Source organism: Paradesulfitobacterium ferrireducens (assembly GCF_017310645.1).
GTDB lineage: Bacteria > Bacillota > Desulfitobacteriia > Desulfitobacteriales > Desulfitobacteriaceae > Paradesulfitobacterium > Paradesulfitobacterium ferrireducens.
On sequence record NZ_JAFLRH010000003.1, the window covers coordinates 58,197 to 75,892 of the forward strand.

Annotated in this window: 16 protein-coding genes; 5 read left to right on the forward strand and 11 right to left on the reverse strand. The window is 48.7% G+C overall.

The features are described from left to right. The first annotated feature begins 14 nt into the window (after positions 1-14). Entirely contained in the window at positions 15-1,271 is a 1,257-nt protein-coding gene (locus tag J0X21_RS01835; protein WP_206809662.1) for an S-adenosylmethionine decarboxylase related protein, read from the forward strand. Between the two features lie 54 nt (positions 1,272-1,325). Then, positions 1,326-1,880 (forward strand): hypothetical protein, encoded by a 555-nt coding sequence (locus tag J0X21_RS01840; protein ID WP_206809664.1) that lies wholly within the window; start codon positions 1,326-1,328, stop codon positions 1,878-1,880. Between the two features lie 84 nt (positions 1,881-1,964). On the opposite strand, the gene J0X21_RS01845 is transcribed toward J0X21_RS01840, so the two are convergent. The 6 genes from J0X21_RS01845 to J0X21_RS01870 form a co-directional block, all read right to left on the reverse strand. Beyond that, positions 1,965-2,222, reverse strand: coding sequence for a hypothetical protein (locus J0X21_RS01845; RefSeq protein WP_206809666.1), 258 nt, complete (start codon positions 2,220-2,222; stop codon positions 1,965-1,967). 234 nt (positions 2,223-2,456) lie between these two features. Then, positions 2,457-5,138: a formate dehydrogenase subunit alpha gene (fdhF, locus tag J0X21_RS01850; RefSeq protein ID WP_206809668.1), complete on the reverse strand. Its 2,682-nt coding sequence runs from the start codon at positions 5,136-5,138 to the stop codon at positions 2,457-2,459. Between the two features lie 20 nt (positions 5,139-5,158). Next, positions 5,159-7,111 carry an NADH-quinone oxidoreductase subunit NuoF gene (gene nuoF / locus J0X21_RS01855; protein ID WP_206809669.1) on the reverse strand — a complete coding sequence of 651 codons (1,953 nt, stop codon included), beginning with the start codon at positions 7,109-7,111 and terminating at the stop codon, positions 5,159-5,161. A gap of 12 nt (positions 7,112-7,123) precedes the next feature. Beyond that, complete coding sequence (gene nuoE / locus J0X21_RS01860) at positions 7,124-7,606, reverse strand: NADH-quinone oxidoreductase subunit NuoE (protein ID WP_206809678.1); 483 nt, start codon at positions 7,604-7,606, stop codon at positions 7,124-7,126. A gap of 71 nt (positions 7,607-7,677) precedes the next feature. After that, the gene (locus J0X21_RS01865) at positions 7,678-8,274 is read right to left on the reverse strand and encodes a 5-formyltetrahydrofolate cyclo-ligase (protein WP_236006026.1); all 597 of its coding nucleotides are present in this window, start codon (positions 8,272-8,274) and stop codon (positions 7,678-7,680) included. A gap of 178 nt (positions 8,275-8,452) precedes the next feature. Then, complete coding sequence (locus J0X21_RS01870) at positions 8,453-9,400, reverse strand: lysine exporter LysO family protein (RefSeq protein WP_206809680.1); 948 nt, start codon at positions 9,398-9,400, stop codon at positions 8,453-8,455. A gap of 309 nt (positions 9,401-9,709) precedes the next feature. Here J0X21_RS01870 and J0X21_RS01875 point away from each other — a divergent pair, with 309 nt between their 5' ends. The 3 genes from J0X21_RS01875 (at position 9,710) to J0X21_RS01885 (ending at position 12,604) form a co-directional block, all read left to right on the forward strand. Next, positions 9,710-10,387, forward strand: a complete 678-nt coding sequence (locus J0X21_RS01875; RefSeq protein WP_206809682.1) for a phosphatase PAP2 family protein — start codon at positions 9,710-9,712, stop codon at positions 10,385-10,387. Beyond that, on the forward strand, positions 10,333-11,025 hold the full coding sequence (locus tag J0X21_RS01880; RefSeq protein WP_206809690.1) for a response regulator transcription factor: 693 nt from the start codon (positions 10,333-10,335) through the stop codon (positions 11,023-11,025). Before J0X21_RS01875 ends, J0X21_RS01880 begins: the two co-directional genes overlap by 55 nt. A gap of 115 nt (positions 11,026-11,140) precedes the next feature. Beyond that, entirely contained in the window at positions 11,141-12,604 is a 1,464-nt protein-coding gene (locus J0X21_RS01885; protein WP_206809692.1) for a sensor histidine kinase, read from the forward strand. 441 nt (positions 12,605-13,045) lie between these two features. Here J0X21_RS01885 and J0X21_RS01890 read toward each other — a convergent pair whose 3' ends face one another. The 5 genes from J0X21_RS01890 to tsaE form a co-directional block, all read right to left on the reverse strand. Continuing rightward, complete coding sequence (locus J0X21_RS01890; RefSeq protein WP_206809694.1) at positions 13,046-14,332, reverse strand: methyl-accepting chemotaxis protein; 1,287 nt, start codon at positions 14,330-14,332, stop codon at positions 13,046-13,048. 396 nt (positions 14,333-14,728) lie between these two features. Beyond that, entirely contained in the window at positions 14,729-15,742 is a 1,014-nt protein-coding gene (gene tsaD / locus J0X21_RS01895) for a tRNA (adenosine(37)-N6)-threonylcarbamoyltransferase complex transferase subunit TsaD (protein WP_206809704.1), read from the reverse strand. Between the two features lie 56 nt (positions 15,743-15,798). Continuing rightward, positions 15,799-16,290, reverse strand: a complete 492-nt coding sequence (gene rimI, locus J0X21_RS01900; protein ID WP_206809714.1) for a ribosomal protein S18-alanine N-acetyltransferase — start codon at positions 16,288-16,290, stop codon at positions 15,799-15,801. Further along, positions 16,287-17,024, reverse strand: a complete 738-nt coding sequence (gene tsaB / locus J0X21_RS01905; RefSeq protein ID WP_206809722.1) for a tRNA (adenosine(37)-N6)-threonylcarbamoyltransferase complex dimerization subunit type 1 TsaB — start codon at positions 17,022-17,024, stop codon at positions 16,287-16,289. Before tsaB ends, rimI begins: the two co-directional genes overlap by 4 nt. A gap of 8 nt (positions 17,025-17,032) precedes the next feature. Further along, positions 17,033-17,548: a tRNA (adenosine(37)-N6)-threonylcarbamoyltransferase complex ATPase subunit type 1 TsaE gene (gene tsaE / locus J0X21_RS01910; RefSeq protein WP_206809732.1), complete on the reverse strand. Its 516-nt coding sequence runs from the start codon at positions 17,546-17,548 to the stop codon at positions 17,033-17,035. Between the last annotated feature and the right edge of the window lie 148 nt (positions 17,549-17,696).

The window sequence follows — 17,696 nt, forward strand, 5'->3', positions numbered from 1 at the left end:
AAAGGGTGATGAGAGTGAATGAAAAACTGTTCAAGAATTTTACAGTTCTTGGCAGTGCCGGTGGCGTTGCAAAAGCAATATTATCCATTCTAAATAAATCTGCTGAGGACAAAAACGATCCGATTCACCCCTTTATAGTCAACTCCAAATTCCACTTAATAGATAACAAACAAAGAGAACTAGATTATTATAAGAATCTGTTTCCAAATTTACAAAATAACCTATACACTTATAATTTTCACCTAGAAAATACCGTTAAGTTTAAGAAACACCTAAAAAAAACGCGCACAACCCTTGTAATTGATTGTTCGTGGGCTGATACTGTTGAGATGTTGAGGGTTTGTAATGAATTAAATGTTAATTATATTAATACTGCATTCGAAAGCCCAGCGGTAGATGAAGATAAAAAATTACAGGGCTTCGGTTTAATTGAAAGATATAATCTATTTGAAAAGAATAAACACGAGTTCAAAAGTTCTACTGCAATAATAGCCTCCGGAATGAATCCGGGAGTTGTGCAGTGGATGGCTTTAGAGCTAATCAATAAAACACCTGATCAGAAACCGCTTGGGTGTTATATCGTTGAACATGACAATTCCTTCTTTGCTGACAAGAGATTGGCCGACAAGAAAACGATTTATACTACCTGGTCACCGGAATGTTTCCTAGATGAAGCAATATTAAGCTATCCCATGTTCCTTAGACATCGAATGCCGCTTTTTCTATACGAAAATGTATATGACCTTGAATTCAAGGTGTCGTTGGGAGAAAGAAGTTTTACCGGTTGCCTGATGCCGCACGAAGAATCAATAACACTCGGGAAATTATTTGATATGGAAACGGGCTTTATTTATAAAATTAACGACCATACTTCAGAATTAATCCGGGCAAACCTTGATCACATTGATGACCTTTGGCAATGGGATATGGAAGTACTTGACCCTGCCCGCAAAGAACTTGAAGGCGAAGATTTAGTGGGTGTGCTTCTTGTTTATCAGGATAAAGAAATGTTCATGTATAATGTTTTAGCTAATAAAGATGTTTATAGTAAATATAATGTGAATGCAACTTATTTCCAAGTAGCCTGTGGCATATATGCTGCAATGACAGCCTTGCTGTTGGATAATCTTCCCCAGGGAATTTATTATGTCGACGAGCTATTGGTAAAAACAAATACGAATTACGGAAAATACCTGACTTATTATTTAACTGATTTTGTAGTTGGAGAAAACAATACTTCGCAGGGAAGTTTGTTGCACAGGATAAAGTAGGGAGTAGGTCCTATTGGCCTATTCCCTTTTTTGTTGGTGAAAGGAGCTAGTGATGTGGAAATCAAAAATGGCTTGATTCAGGATGTTTCTCGTCTACTTGCATTAGATTACAAAATTTTCCCAAAGGAATGGCATCTTTCCGAGCACTTCGTTAAACAAATATTAACAAAAAACCCTGAAACCTATCGGGTTTTATATGATCTGGATAAAATCAAAGGATATTATTGTCTTTATCCTTTGTCTAAAAAGCCATATGAAATGCTTCTCGCAGGAAATCTTAGAGAAACAGAACTATTGGATTATGTAACTGATTATTTTCATCCTAAAGAAGTATACTTATACTTCTTTACTTTAATCGTTGATATCCATGATCCGTTACACAAACAATATGCCAAAAACTTAATTCAGGATATAGGTAAAACTTTAGGCTGTCTTGAGGAAAAAGGTATTCGTATTAGTGAAATAGGTGCGATTTCCATAACTCAAGAAGGGGACAGGATCTTACAGAGAATGGGACTGTGTTTTACTGAAGACATTTCAGAAATACTTGGAACAAGGGCTCTAGTTTATCGCTGCAAACTCTCAGAATTGAAAATTAGCCTGGATTGAGACAAGCACATGGACAAACACGGTTTGTCTGATATATAGAAGGAAAAAACAAGGGTAGGATAAAATCCTACCCTTGCTAAAATACTACTGGGAGACGAACGTAATCTGTCTGATAGGAATGCGGACTACCGGGCGGGGTCCGTCAATTGGTTTTCCAACGTTGGCAAACAGTTGAGCATTGGTCAATAAGGCAACACCGTCTTGGATTCCACCAAAGGCGCCGGTCCAAAAACTGGCATCCATGCCTATGGTTAGTGTTGCACCGATTGGATAAGTGTCAAATAATGCTATGATCGGAGAAACAGGACTAAAAGGTACTCCGAATGGCGATCCGAATAACATCTGGTTATTCCCCTTTCTTTTTATTGACCACAAGAAGTGGCGACATAAGATAAGAAATTGGGGAAATACCATTTATGATTAATTCTAGTTTATCATATGTACAAGGTTCTAAAGTGTGACAATAAGGAATGCGAAGGGGTTAAAGAGTTTCGAGCTCTTTAACCCCTAAACATCTAAATGACGCAACTAATGTCTTAACGATTCGTTAATATTCAACCAACTTATTGATAATCTTTACCCAAGCTTGCTGACTTTGACCCCGCATACTTTATATTCGTACGTTTTGGTAATCGGGTCATAGGCAGCATTGGTGAGCACGTTAGTCGGAGACTCCTTATAGTGAAGGGTCATCCAGAGCATGCCCGGGAGCACGCGGTCCGTGACTTTGACCTTGGTCTCAAGCTCCCCGCGGCGGGAGGCCACTTTGACCCGTTCCCCATCCTCAATCCCCAGACGCTTGGCGTCCTCAGGATTGATCTCAGCCAGCTCTTCCGGTGCATGAGCATCGAGAGCCTTGGAGTTGCGGGTCATGACATTGTAGTGCTGGAGCTTGCGCCCGCTGCTTAAGAGAAGCGGATATTCTTCATCCGGCAGCTCATCCGGCAGCTTGTAGTCAATCACCATAAAGAGCCCTTTGCCGCGGGAGAATTTCCCTTCATGCAGGAACTTGGTTCCGGGATGTTCCGCCGTCGGCACCGGCCACTGCAGACCTTTATTGCCCAGGCGTGCATAGGTGATGCCGCCGTATTGCGGAGTGAGAGCGGCCACTTCTTTCATGACAGCTTCCGGGCTTTCATAGGTGAAAGCTCCGCCCAGACGGTTAGCAACCGCACAGATGATTTCCCAGTCGGCTTTGGAGTTGCCAATCGGTTCGATCGCCTTGTTTACCATTTGCACGCGCCGTTCTGTATTGGTGAACGTACCGGTTTTTTCCGCAAAGCTGGCGCCGGGCAGAATCACATCCGCCAGTTTGGCCGTCTCAGACATAAAGATATCCTGCACCACCAGGAAATCGAGAGACTCAAGAGCATGGCGCACATGGTTGGCGTCAGCGTCCGTGAGCACCGGGTCTTCCCCCATGATATACATGGCTTTGAGCTCTTTCTTAACTGCCGCATCGAACATATCCGGAATGGTGTAGCCCAGCTTCTCGTTTAAAGGCCGTCCCCAGGCTTCTTCGAATTTTACGCGGGCCGCTGCGCTGGTGACGTTTTGATAGCCGGGATAAACATTGGGCAGGGCACCCATGTCACACGCACCTTGCACATTGTTTTGGCCGCGCAGCGGGTTGACGCCGGAGTTTTCCTTCCCGACATTCCCGGTAAGCATGGCCAGGTTGGCCAGGGTCATGACATTGTCCGTGCCATGGGTATGCTCGGTAATGCCAAGGGTATAGAAGATCTGTGCTCTCTCGGCAGTGGCATAAATGCGCGCCGCTTCCACCATTTGCTCGACCGGCACGCCGGTAATTTTGCTTACGACTTCCGGCGGGAACTTCTGAATATTCTCTTTGAACTTTTCAAATTCCTCCGTGCGCTCCGCGATAAATGCTTTATCTTCCCAGCCGTTAGCCAGGATGATGTTCATAATCCCGTTAATGAGCGGAATATCCGTACCCGGACGCAGACGCAGCCACAGGTCTGCTTTTTCCGCCAGTTCAATCTTGCGCGGGTCAGCCACGACCAGTTTGGCTCCGCGGGCCAGGGCCTGCTTCATTTTGGTTCCGATAATCGGGTGGGCTTCGGTCGCATTGGAGCCGATGACAAACAATACTTTCGAATACGGAATCTCATTAATAGAGTTGGTCATTGCACCTGACCCGAATGTGGTGGCCAGACCGGCCACTGTGGGAGCGTGTCAGGTCCGGGCGCAGTGATCAATGTTATTGGTTCCGATCACCGCGCGCGCTAGTTTTTGCATGAGGAAGTTTTCTTCATTGGTGCAGCGGGCCGAGCTTAAGATGGCAATGGCATCTGCTCCGTAATTATCCTTGGCGGCGCCGAGCTTGGAGGCCACCAAGTCTAAGGCTTCATCCCAGCTTGCCGGGACAAACTCGCCGTCTTTCTTAATCAAGGGTTCGGTAATGCGGTTGGGGCTGTGGACCATGTCGATCCCGAAGCGCCCTTTGACACACAAGTGGCGGCCATTCACCGGAGCTTCCGGATTAGAGGTGACCCCGATGACTTTGCCGTCTTTGACATTTAAGTCAAAGTTGCAGCCGGTTCCACAGAACGGACAGGTTGTCTGAACTTTTTCCACTTCCCAGGGACGTCCTTTGCCTTTCATTTCCTTTTCCGTCAGGGCGCCGACCGGGCACACGGCCACGCAGGAGCCGCAGAAGACGCACTCAGACTCGCTGTACGGCACGTTGAAAGCCGGGCCGACTTGGGTGTTGAACCCGCGGAAGGAGAAGTCAAGCACGCTTTTTCCCTGAATTTCTTCACATACGCGTACGCATTTGCCGCAGAGAATGCACTTATTCGGGTCGCGCAAGATAAAGGGATTGCTGTCATCGAGCGGCAGCTGGCGTTTCTCTCCCTGGAAGACACTACCGGTCACTTCATATTCGTAGGCATACTCGGCCAAGGAGCAATCCCCCATCTTCTGACAGGTCATGCAGTCCAGGGGGTGATTCGCCACCAGCAATTCGAGAATCGTTTTGCGGGCCTCGCGCACTTTTTTATTGTGCGTGCTCACCACCATTCCCTGCGTGGCTTGGGTAACGCAAGAAGGAGGAAGGTTGCGCATTCCTTCGATTTCTACCACACACAGGCGGCAGGAACCGGCCGGAGTCAGTTCCGGGTCATGACACAGAGTCGGAATCTTGATATCATTCATGCGGCAGGCTTCTAAAACAGTCGTTCCTTTGGGAACAGTGACTGTGCGCCCGTCGATGGTCAAGGTGATCCATTCCACCTCGCTCACACTCCTTTCAATTAAGCTCTTACCACTGCTCCGAATTTACACTTGTCTAAGCAGGTTCCGCACTTGATACATGCTTCAGTATTGATCTGATACGGGGTGTTCTTATCCCCGCTGATGCAGCTCACCGGACAGTTGCGGGCACAGAGGCCGCATTTTTTACATTTATCGGCGTCAATGCTGTAGCTCAAAAGCGCAGAACAGGCATGGGCCGGACATTGTTTATCATAAATATGCGCTTCATACTCATGGCGGAAATACTTAAGGGTTGCCAAAACCGGGTTGGGCGCGGTTTGTCCCAGTCCGCAGAGAGAAGTGTTCTTAACCACATGGGCCAGGTTCTCCAAAGTGACGAGGTCTTCTTCCTTCCCTTCTCCTTTGGTAATCCGGGTCAGTATCTCCAGCATGCGCTTGGTTCCTTCACGACAAGGCGTACATTTGCCGCAGGATTCTTTCTGTGTGAAATTGAGGAAGAAGCGGGCAACATCCACCATGCAGGTGTCTTCGTCCATGATAACCAAGCCGCCGGAACCAACCATGGCTCCTGCTTGAACCAGAGTGTCAAAGTCTACCGGCAAATCGAGCATCTCTTCCGGGATACAGCCGCCGGACGGACCGCCGATTTGCACCGCTTTGAATTTCTTGCCGTTTTGCACCCCGCCGCCGATATCGAAAATGATTTCGCGCAGGCTCATTCCCATCGGGACTTCCACTAAACCGGTGTTATTAAGCTTACCGGTGAGGGCAAAAATCTTGGTGCCTTTGCTCTTCTCCGTACCGTACTGGGCATACCAGTCAGCACCGTGACGCAGGATATGGGGAACATTGGACCAGGTTTCCACGTTGTTGTTATTGGTCGGTTTAGCCCAGAGGCCTTTTTGGGCCGGGAAGGGCGGCCGCACTTTCGGCATGCCGCGGTTTCCTTCGATGGAAGCCATCAGCGCCGTTTCCTCACCACAGACGAAGGCTCCGGCACCCGCTTTCACATGAAGGTTAAAACTAAATCCGGAATTGAGAATATTCTCACCAAGCAGTCCGACTTCTTGCGCTTGCTTGATGGCGATTTCCAGGCGTTTAATCGCCAGCGGATATTCCGCCCGGCAGTAAATATACCCCTCATCAGCTCCGATGGCATAAGCGCCGATGAGCATCCCTTCAATCACAGAGTGCGGGTCACCCTCAAGCACACTGCGGTCCATAAAGGCACCCGGGTCTCCTTCGTCCGCGTTGCAGATCACGTATTTTTTGTCCCCTTCAGCCTGTTGGGCAAAGCTCCATTTGAGCCCGGTCGGGAAGCCGGCGCCGCCGCGGCCGCGCAGCCCGGATTTTTTCACTTCTTCGATGACTTCTAGGGGCTGCATTTCCTGGATGGCTCTAGCAAACCCTTTGTAGCCGTCCTGGGCGAAGTATTCTTCAATCCGCTCCGGGTTGATATGCCCGCAGTTATGCAGGATAATCCGGTTTTGCTTCGCATAGAAAGGAGTATTGTTATACGTGGTCGCGTGTTCGCCGCTGGTCGGGTCCACATAGAGCAAGCGTTCCACCCGCTCCCCTTGGATCAGGTCTTTCTCCACAATTTCCGGAATATCCTCCGGCGTGACATGGGTATAGAACGTCTGATCCGGCTCCACAATCACAATCGGGCCTTGCTCACAGAAACCGTGGCAGCCGGTTGGCCTGGTGGTGAAAGTATTTTCGAGGCCGTGTTTCTTTAACTCACTTTCCATAAGGTCAATCAGGCTATGAGCGCCGGATGAGGCGCATCCCGTACCCGTGCAAAAGAGAACCGCTTTTTTTGCCGAAGTTTTTTCCGTTTTGATTTCCGCCAGCAGGCGTTGCCGCTCTGCTTTGCACTGCTCATCATCATGGCAGATCGGACCTTCAGTCAGACAGCGTACATAATCTTTGCAAGGGGTTTGGGCGGTATGCGTACAGCGCTCACAACAAGGATCTAACAGTGATTTCATGCTTCTCCCCCCTTACTCGTATTTGGCTAAGACGCCGGCGACCTTGTCCGGCGACATCTTCCCGTGCACCACATTGTTCACGGAAAACACCGGGGCCAAACCGCAGGCGCCAATGCAAGCCACTATTTCCAAAGTATAGCGGCCATCTTCCGTAGTCCCGCCATCTTCGATTTTCAGTTCTTTTTGAATCGTTTCCAAAACTTTGGCTCCGCCGCGGACATGGCAGGCTGTACCCAGGCACACGCGCACCACATTTCTCCCCATCGGGGTCAAGCGGAATTGGGCATAAAAGGTGACCACTCCGTAAACTTTGGCCAAGGGCAAGCGAAGTGCTTTGCTGATCTGTTTAAGTACGTCAGCCGGCAGATAGCCGTAAATGTCCTGCGCTTGCTGCAGCACAGGGATTAACGCTCCCTTTTGCGTCTTATAATGATCCAGTAATTCATCCAGCTTCACTTGTTTCGGATCAATTAACTCTTCGTGTACTGCACTCACTCGAACTCCCTCCTCCTTATTTTTTTATTAACTGAGCTTCAGCGGGCTGAGCCCGGCTGAAGTAAGTTTACTCATTGGCAATAGTGAATCCCATTCTCTGTAACCAGGGCGGTGATCTTCTGATCATGTTCGCCCACTGGTATCTCGGGCAAGATCTGGCAGGCAAAAGCGATGGCAATCCGCGGCACACCGGGCCGCAAACGCTTAAAGAAGCGGTCATAGTAGCCCGCGCCATAGCCTAAGCGGTTGCCATTCATATCAAAAGCAGCCCCCGGCACGAGCACGAAATCAATCTCAGCGGGATCTGCCTCAACCAGTGTGTCTTTTTTCGGTTCCCGAATCCCCCACATTCCGGGTTCAATGTCTTTCTCCAAATCTTTGATGACCCCGGGAATAAGGATTCCCTGCTTGCCGCTGCGCGGTAAGACAAGTTTTTTCTTAAGGGTCAAGCTTTCCTGAGCCAGTGCGGTAGTTTCCACTTCATCCCGAAAATTGAGAAACAGCATGACGGTTTGCGCTTTCTGGTATTCAGGCATAGATAGAATCTTGGCTGTAATCTCGGAACTCTTGCGCAAACGTTCTTCGGCACCCAGCGCTGCCCTCCGCCCTAACACTAGCTTGCGCACCTGGCGTTTTTCATCCATCAGCGGGGCACTCAGTGCAGGCATAACGACTCCCTCCCCTCTATCTCATTGTACCAGGCCTTGGCAAGTACCACTTCAACGTTTAATGTGCCTTTAAGAGACGAAAACACGAAAAAAGGGCTAAAAAAGCCTTAACGTATAAAATATTCGCGCACTAATAGATAATTCCTTCTTTTTTTTAAAAGGAAATTAGGGGAAGAGGCTAGCTTAAGAATAGAGGTACGATCACCGGCACCAGAGCGGATAAACTAATTCCGTTAACCAAGGCGACCACCGCCACCCCGGGCGGGCCCACTGCTGCCAGCAAAGGCAGAGTTGTATCCATGGTCGTGGCTCCTCCCGGCGCAACCAAAGCCAACATCCCCACCCGGCGGCTAAGCCAGGGAATGAGCAGAATTGCTAGCAGTTCACGTGCGACATTACTTAAGAAAGCAATCGTGCCCAGGGAAACGGAATGTATCTGCGTGATTAATACCCCCGAGAGGGAATACCAGCCAAACCCGGCCCCGACAGCTCCTCCTTCGTACCAACTCCAGCCCAGGATCTTTCCGATAATCATCCCTGCAGCTATACTTCCGACGGCCACTCCGGCCGGAGCCAGGAACACCTGCCAGCCCAGGCGCATAATTTGCTGCCAGACCTCTTTATTCAGCCCAAGATCGATCCCGGCAGAAAGCAAAGTGATATTGAGTGCACTGGTGGTAACCAGACTCACACTTTGCTGATTAATATCCGGGATGACCAAACTCCCCAAGGCCACCCCCAGAGCAAAAGCCCCTAAGATCAGGGCTGTCATGCGGTACGGATGAGCCTCAGATTTTTTATGATTCTGATTCTGCTTATGCTGCCACGCATGATTGTCTTCTTCAACCCGGATTGTCCGCAGCTTTTTTTGGAGAAATTCAAGGCTAATCACCAGAGAAATGCTTGCCCCCACCGTACCGGCGGCAAACACCAACGCTTGCAGTCCAAATATCCCAAGCTGGTTTAATGTCTCCCGGTCTGAGCCCAGACGGATACCCATGCTAATAAGCAGGAACATAACACCCAACATCATTGCTTTCCCGCTCAAGGCCATGACTTTTGCAGGAAGCCACCTTCGCCAGCCAATGACCGTACCGGCAGCCAGGCAGCCAAGTAAAATCCACACTTGCTCTTACCACCTTTAAAACGACTAAATAGCGCTAAAGAAAACTTGGCTTGCGCCCGTTACTGCTGGTGGCAGCAGTAACGCACTTGTTTAGTTGCACTTATGCCACCAGAATTTTATACTATTTTACTGGAAAATAAAGAGTCCGAGATCGGACTATTACTGAAAAGTTTTATATAATCCTTGTATATTATAACGCTTAAGGCCAATTTCCGTAAGATCTATTTTTTCTTAAGGAAATTTAAGATTTATCAACTCTATTTTTTAAGATTTACCCCTTAGACTAGACAAAGCAAGGGGGTAATCTAAGTGAACCAAAGAATTGCAAAGCTCGGCTATATTTTTTCACTTCCTATCCTTGGCATAGGGTATGGTGTTCTTAATCAAAACGACGGATTGGTTTTTAGCGTTATTACGGACATTGACCGGCTCATTCCATTTGTCAAGTATTTCATCATTCCTTATTTGTTATGGGTTCCTTTTCTAGGCGGGATGCTGGTTTATTTTTTCTATAAGGACTACCTTCTATATAAAAAACAGCTTATCATGATTAATGTCGGGGTACTGCTTTGTTATCTTATTTATTTGGTGTTCCCCACGACTGTGCCCCGCCCGCTTCTTCCGGAAACGGACTTCTTTTCGAATCTGGTCAAGCTGCTTTATTCCTGGGACAATCCATATAATGCCTTGCCCAGCATCCATGTCCTGACCAGTTATAGTATTCTTGTGGGCTGTCTGGAGCTTTCAAAGCGGTTGCCCCGGTCTAGGATGATAGGCATATTCATGACACTGGGCATATTAATGTCAATCGTAATTATTCTTTCTACACTCTTTTTAAAGCAGCATACGATTCTCGACGGCATCGCCAGCATTGCTATTGTGAATATCCTGAATCACGTGCTCACTGTCACGGAAGGGAAGGAGTTAATACTGTGGCCCAAGAAACGATTCTTATTGTCGATGATGAAATCGAAATTGCCGAGCTGATTGAAATCTACCTCCGCAATGAGGGATATAACATCTTTCAGGCTCATCACGCATCAGAAGCTCTTCATCTCTTGGAGCAGGAAAAAATACATCTGGTCATCTTGGATATCATGATGCCAGGGATTGATGGTTTAGAACTGTGTCGCCGGATCCGCAAAGAGCTTAATACTCCGATCATCATGCTGAGCGCCAAGAGTGAGGACATGGACATTATCATGGGGCTAAGCACAGGGGCCGATGATTATATGACCAAACCTTTCAACCCCCTTGAACTAATGGCCCGGGTAAAATCACAGCTTCGGCGCTATTTTCACCTCGGTGCCGAAACCAAAGAGAACAATACCACCCTTAGCCTAGGTAATCTGACGCTTGATATCCGTGCCAGGCGGGTTACCGTTGAGGACAGAGACGTTTCTCTCACTCCAACCGAGTTCGATATTTTACAGTTCCTAATGGAAAACCGGGGCATGGTTCTAAGTACGGAAAGGATTTTTGAAAAGGTTTGGCGGGAAAAGTATTTTGAGTCCAACAATACGGTCATGGTTCACATCCGAAAACTGCGCGAGAAAATCGAAAAGGATCCGCGCAGACCAGCGATAAAAACAGTTTGGGGTGTTGGCTATAAACTCGATTATTAAAATACTTAAATTCTTGCTAAAACCTTTTTTCAAAGTCTTTCAGTTTATACTGAAACCGATCCGGCCATATTATGAGAAGGTTTTTTCCGGAATAAAGCGACAGATTGGGAAAAGCTTGCGCATTAAACTCATCATTGCCTTTGCTCTCTGCCTCTTGGCAGCCATTATCAGCGGGGCCCTGATCGAACCTTTCACACGGTATCACTATCCGGCAAAGCCTTATGTCCTCACTCAAGAAAGCACGGAAGAACACGCTTTAAGCATCCAGCGCACTGTCTTTAATCTTGCGAACAGCACTCGTATCAATCTGGATGCTCCGGCCAAAGACCTTCAGGAGATTCTTGATCAATACCGTTCTTTTCCTCAGGAAAAGATTTATATTCTGGATAAGTCCGGAAAAGTGCTTTATCATTCATCCAACGCGGACAAAACAGAGTTTGACATTTTTCAGCTGTTGAAACTTGAAGCTGAAAGCCGGTGGGGAGCCAGATTTGGTCCGAATGAAATGGTAGCAAGAGACAGCCGGACCTGGCAGGGATATAATACCTACCATGCTTTGGTACCCTACACTTTGGAAAATGCGGAAGGGTTTGTCTATGTGACCGGGGAGGCTTTGGATGTCCCTGTGTACGAGGCGCAAAGCCGCAGTTTTTTGGGGCCATGGCTGAAGCTTGTGTTCCCTGTAGCCGTTTTCTTGGGGCTTTTTTACTATCTCACGCGGCCCAGTCTGCGTTATTTTAGTGAAGTAGCCCAAGGCCTTCAGGTGATCGCACGGGGCGACCTATCCTATCAGCTTCCTAAAAAAAGCGAAGATGAGCTGGGAATTTTAGCTGACAACATCAATTCCATGACCCGGCAGCTTAGAGATACCTTGGAAGCGGAAAGACTGGCTGAACGCACAAAAAAAGAATTAATCACCAACGTTTCCCATGATTTGCGCACTCCGCTCACCTCTATCATCGGCTATCTCGGCCTGCTCGTGCAAAACAAACATGCTTCCCCGGAAGAAGAACAGCATTATCTTGGAATAGCCTACCGCAAATCATTAAGATTAAAGAACCTGATTGAGGCGCTTTTCGAATATACCAAGCTGGATGCCGGCCAAATGGCTTTGCATAAGGAGGAAGTAGACCTGGCCCAGCTCTTGCGCCAGCTGGCGGAGGAGTTTGTCCCGCTGTGTGAGCAGGAAGGAGTAAAAATGCAATTCCTCGCGCCCGCTGAAAAGCTGCTCCTTCATGGAGACGGGAACAAGCTGGCCCGGGTGTTCGAAAATCTGATCAGCAATGCCCTTAAATACGGGAAAGAAGGAAAACTCATCCGGGTAAACGTGAGGGATGAAGGGAATTGGAATGTGGTCAGTGTGATTAATTACGGGCCGGAAATACCGGCTGAGGAAATAGCCCACATTTTCGAAAGGTTTTACCGGGTAGAAAAATCAAGAGCCGAAGAAACCGGGGGCTCCGGCTTGGGGCTCGCGATTTCCAAGCAAATTGTCGAGCTTCACGGCGGCATGATCAGTGCCACAAGCACGCAAGGAGAAACCGTGTTTACGGTGAGACTGAAAAAGAGTATTTGTTGAATGCAAAGCCTCCGAAGTTCGGAGGCTTTGCATTCCCGTAATTCATAAACGAATAGTGTCCTATTTTTTAGAAAATTGTGGTATAATCAGGCTGTACAACTAAATCAGGCGGGTGGGCGGCCAATTCCCCGAAAGGGGGTGAGGCCATGTCGGTGTATGAATCTATGAGCGTAACAATTGCGTTTGCTACCCTCATAGTAATATTACTCAGAGAAATACACAGCAAGTAGCCCTACCCTTGCCTGAGGGAGCTACTTGCTCTTTCTAAGCGCCGCCCACTGCGGCCGGTTGTACCCGGGATGTTCGCGCATCCCGGCTTTTTATATGCTTTCCACCTTCATTATAGAACATACACAATATCTATTCAATACGAAAACCTGTTACTGATACTAAAAATCCCGAATCCCGAAAACCCCGAAAATCGCAACCATCCCGATAGGGTTAATTCAATTTTATACTCTCCAAATGGGCTGTCATGAGCTTGACAGATTCGTTCAGCGCATCAGCCTGCTCTTCCAAAGACTTAAGCTCCGCCACTTGCTGCTCAACCATGCTTCCGACCTGGAGCGCACAGTCGGTGGAATTCTCGCTTAAATCGCTAAGAATTTTCATGGCCAAGGTGACATTGTCCGCACCTTTGGTCGCAGACTGAAGTTCATTCTTGGCGGCACTCATGCTGTTTTTTAACTCTCGTGCGGCCGCTTCAATCTGGGTAAAGACCGCGCGGGCTTCCACCATGGACAGTCCTTCTTGTTCCAGAGTGGCGACACTTTCCTGAGTGGATTTGACCGCTGCTCCTACCCCTGCCTGCATCGTATGCACCAAGTCTTCAATTTGTTTGGCAGCTGAAGCGGAAGCCTCGGACAATTTCTTTACCTCTTCCGCTACCACCATAAACCCCCGCCCGGCCTGTCCGGCCCGGGCCGCTTCGATTGAGGCATTTAAGGCGAGCAGATTGGTCTGGCCTGAAATATCCTGAATCATTCGTACAATCCCGCTGATTTTCTGAGAATGCTGTTCCAGTTCGAGCACGACCGTTTGGGCATTATTGACTTCGGACTGCATATGCTGCATCCCGGAATTAAGCTGTTCAATCAAACCATGCCCTTGGGTCGCTGTGCCTGCAAATTGAACAGCCGAGGCGGCGGCCGTGTTAACCAGTTCCTCTGCAGTGGCTAGACCCCTGCTCATCTTACTCATGACTTGCGTGACTTCTTCAACTGAATTCAGTTGTTGCTTGGCATTGGTGGCATATTGATGCGAAATCTGAAGAGCGTGATCGGTTGCTTCCTCACTGGTAAGCGTAGCTTCCCGCACTTGCTCACTGATCATCTCAACTTCCTGGGCGGCGCTTTGGGTGTCTTTCACTAATCCCGCAAAATTCTCGGCCAGAGTTTCAATCGAATGCGCCAGCTGCCCGATAATGTCTTGACCCTGAAGCCCGATCTTAACCGTTAGATCTCCTTCTGACAATTCCTTCACTTTCTGAGTCATGCGCTGTATCGGGTTATACAGCACACTGCGGGCAATAAAATAATTAATAATGCCTAAAATCAAGCCTGCGATCAGGCAGCTAAAAATAAACAGCCCGACTCTTCCGCTTTTTATGTTTACAAACAGCTTGGCGAAAAAAGGAAAGATGAGCCCCATTAGAATTCCCATCGAAAGCATTGTAATCAACATTTTAAGCATTGTAGGCAGGGACTTATGCCTCTGATCTGAGTCCACACTTCCACCCCCGGCGCTTGTTGCCTTTTTCACTTACCCTTTGTTACACCGTTATTTACTTGTTTTATTTCTCCATATTCTAGTTTATTCCTGCTTCATTTCGAAGAAAACTATTCGGAAAGTATATGCTTTTGTCTGGTGTGAAATATCTGTTCGCTTAAAGATATCCCTAACTTATCCCCAAACTTGTTCTTGATTTTAAGCCCAAATCATAGACTTATGCACATTATCCACAAGATCTGTGGGTAACTCTGTTCTTCTTATCCCCAAACTGTGAAAAAGTGCAAACCCGCATCCTATGGTTATTCACAAAGTTATCCACATTATCCACAGATTGAACTATCCACAGAACATTTGTTAGGGTGAATACAGAATCAAACAAGCATTCGGCTCAAATTAAGCAAGACTTAAACCCGGCACGGCATTAAGAGTCCAAGGCGCAAAATTACCCTGAAGAAAATGGTAATATCCGGCGGCAGCGATCATGGCTCCGTTATCCGTACAAAGCAGGGGCTTGGGATAAACAAAGCTTATATTCCGTTGTTTAAGTTCTCCTTGCAGGCTCTGACGTAAAAGAGTATTGGCAGCCACACCTCCGGCCAGCACCACGGATGTAACCGGATTCCGTTCTAATGCCATTAAGGTTTTTCGAACCAGTACATCCACGACGGCCTGTTGGAAGGACGCCGCCAGATCCGGCACCGGAAGGGTTATTCCTTTCATGCGCGCGGAATTCAGCGTGTTGAGCACTGCAGATTTCATTCCGCTAAAAGAAAAATCAAGGCTTTGTGGTTCCAGCATAGCCCGCGGAAAATCGAAGGCGGCTGCGTTTCCTCCGGCAGCCGCCTTCTGAATCTGGGGACCGCCCGGATACCCCAGCCCCAGAGTGCGGGCCACTTTATCCAAGGCTTCGCCTGCCGCATCATCCCGCGTCCGGCCCAGCACTTTAAAATCTCCATGCCCTTCAAATAAGATCAAGTTCGTATGTCCTCCGGAAACGAGCAACGCCAGTAAGGGGAATTTTAGGTCAGGCTCCTCTAAAAAATTGGCATAAATATGCCCTTCCAGATGATTAATGCCGATAAACGGAACGCGGGCAGCATAAGCCAGTGCTTTTGCTCCCGCCACTCCTACCAGGAGCGAGCCGACCAAACCGGGTCCATATGTAACCGCGATCCCATCCAGCCCGTCAAATCCGAGGCCGGCTTCTTCGAGCGCCGATTGAACCACCCCCTCGAAGTGGAGGCTGTGTTCACGTGAGGCAATCTCGGGCACAACTCCCCCGTACTTCTGATGGGTGCGCACCTGGGAGGAAATGATATGGCTTAAAATCTCCCGCCCGTTGCGTACTACCGCTGCCGAAGTCTCATCACAGCTTGTCTCTATGCCAAGAATATAAACATCTTTCATAGCCCACCGACCCTTTTATTTTAGTACTTAGGAGACAGGAGTCAGAATAATTTCGTTCATTCTAACTCCAGCCACATAATGATCGCATCTTCCCTGGTATCGAAGTAGTATCCTTTACGCACCCCTGCCGGCTTAAAACCTAGGGCCTCATAAAGATGCATGGCAGCCAGGTTGGAAACGCGCACTTCCAAAGTCATGCGCTCCACACCTTCGTCCCTCATTTTTGCAATCACGGAACGCATCAGGTATTGGCCCCAACCCTGGCCGCGATGTTCCGGCTCGATGGCTACATTGGTAATATGCCCTTCATCGAGAATCAACCACAGCCCCATATAACCAATTATTTTCCCCTCAAGCTCCAGGCAGAAATAGCGGGCATACTCGTTGTCTTTAAGCTCGGTGACAAAAGCCTGCCTTGACCACGGAGTGCTAAAAGAGGAATGTTCGATATACATAATCCGGTCTAAATCCGCTCCGGTCATCGGGCGGACCGTGGCTTTTACTTCCGGATAGCCGGCGCGGTTTAGGCGATGGTTGTAAAGACTCATTGTGAAAGCCTCCGCGCTTCCTCTTTTTTACGCCAGTTGACTTCCGCTTCGGATAACCGGATATAATAGGGTTCCGGCTTTTCTCCATCTCTTTGTTCCTGCCACTTTTGCCAAACAGCGCGGGCTGCATAAGCTCCCCGGGGCAGACTCTGGTACTCCGGAAGCACCGTGGCTTTAGACCCCAGAGTCTCCCGGATCAATTCTTGGGCCTTGCCCGCAGCATCACCGACAAAAAGATAGGTTCCGCCCATTTCTTTCAGTCGATTTAACCACGCTTCCGGGTTCACGGCACACGCTTCCGTCAAACACAGCGGCCCCTTCCGCTCATCCTGCCCGTCCAACCCGTCCTGCCAGCGGTAGCGGGCACTGTACCACTCGTTCTTGCGCGCATCCAGAATCGGAACAATTTCTTCCACCCGCCCGTAACCGGCCCAAGCCAAGGCATCCAGAGAAAGCACTCCCAGCTGGGGAATTTTCAAAACCTGGGCCAGACCCTGGGCCGTAGCAATCCCGATTCGGATCCCGGTAAAGGAGCCCGGTCCCCGCACCACTCCGATCAGATCTAAATCTTCAAGCTCCCAGGCTGCTGCATGCAAGAGCTGGTCCAGCATCGGAATTAGGCGCTCCGAATGCGTCTTACTCGTATGTAGAAACCCTTCCGCCACCGCCTTTCCATCTTCAGCCAGGGATAGAGCGGTTACTTTCGTGGTCGTATCCAATGTGAGGTATTTCATAGGTCCCCCTATTTATTAATCGTGCCTAAGCGCGCTTCCCAGCCTGAATCTCGGGAAAACACCAAAATCCGGCGCCTTTCATCCCCGCTGCCTGCCAGCTCAACGGTCAAGGCATCCTCTGGCAGAAACTCCTCTGCCACCTCCGGCCATTCGATGACACACACTTTATCCGGCTGAAAGTGTTCTTCCACCCCGATGACTTCCGCCTCTTCCGGATGGTGCAGCCGGTACAAATCCATATGTACTAAAGTGATTTTCTTTTGAACAATTCCATTCTCACCTAAAGGATCTGTCTTGTCAGAGTATTGGCGCACAGGATATTCCTGGATCAAGGTAAAAGTGGGACTGGTGAGGGTTTGCTCCACTCCGAGTCCCTTAGCTATTCCCTTGGCCAGGGCGGTTTTGCCCGCACCTAAGTCTCCCTTCAGCAACACCACATCCCCGCCCTGCAGCCGTTCCCCGAGCTTTTGCCCGAATTCGGCAGTCTGAGCGGGAGAATCACTTTCGAAATAAACCTCAAACATAAAGAGAGATGCCTCCGTCATAAGTAAATAGTAGTCAGGAGTCAGACTCCCATGCCGCTATGCGGCACCACTGATGGATGAAAATAGCCAAGGTGCATTACCCGCATCCTTCGCCGCGAAGAGATTCTCTGGTGTTGTGCGGCTTCGG

Bases quoted from the DNA above. Each gene is read 5' to 3' on its own strand.
- J0X21_RS01845 (WP_206809666.1), bottom strand. From the start codon at position 2,222: ATGTTATTCGGATCGCCATTCGGAGTACCTTTTAGTCCTGTTTCTCCG.
- nuoF (WP_206809669.1), bottom strand. From the start codon at position 7,111: ATGAAATCACTGTTAGATCCTTGTTGTGAGCGCTGTACGCATACCGCC.
- J0X21_RS01865 (WP_236006026.1), bottom strand. From the start codon at position 8,274: ATGCCTGCACTGAGTGCCCCGCTGATGGATGAAAAACGCCAGGTGCGC.
- tsaD (WP_206809704.1), bottom strand. From the start codon at position 15,742: ATGAAAGATGTTTATATTCTTGGCATAGAGACAAGCTGTGATGAGACT.
- rimI (WP_206809714.1), bottom strand. From the start codon at position 16,290: ATGAGTCTTTACAACCATCGCCTAAACCGCGCCGGCTATCCGGAAGTA.
- tsaB (WP_206809722.1), bottom strand. From the start codon at position 17,024: ATGAAATACCTCACATTGGATACGACCACGAAAGTAACCGCTCTATCC.
- tsaE (WP_206809732.1), bottom strand. From the start codon at position 17,548: ATGTTTGAGGTTTATTTCGAAAGTGATTCTCCCGCTCAGACTGCCGAA.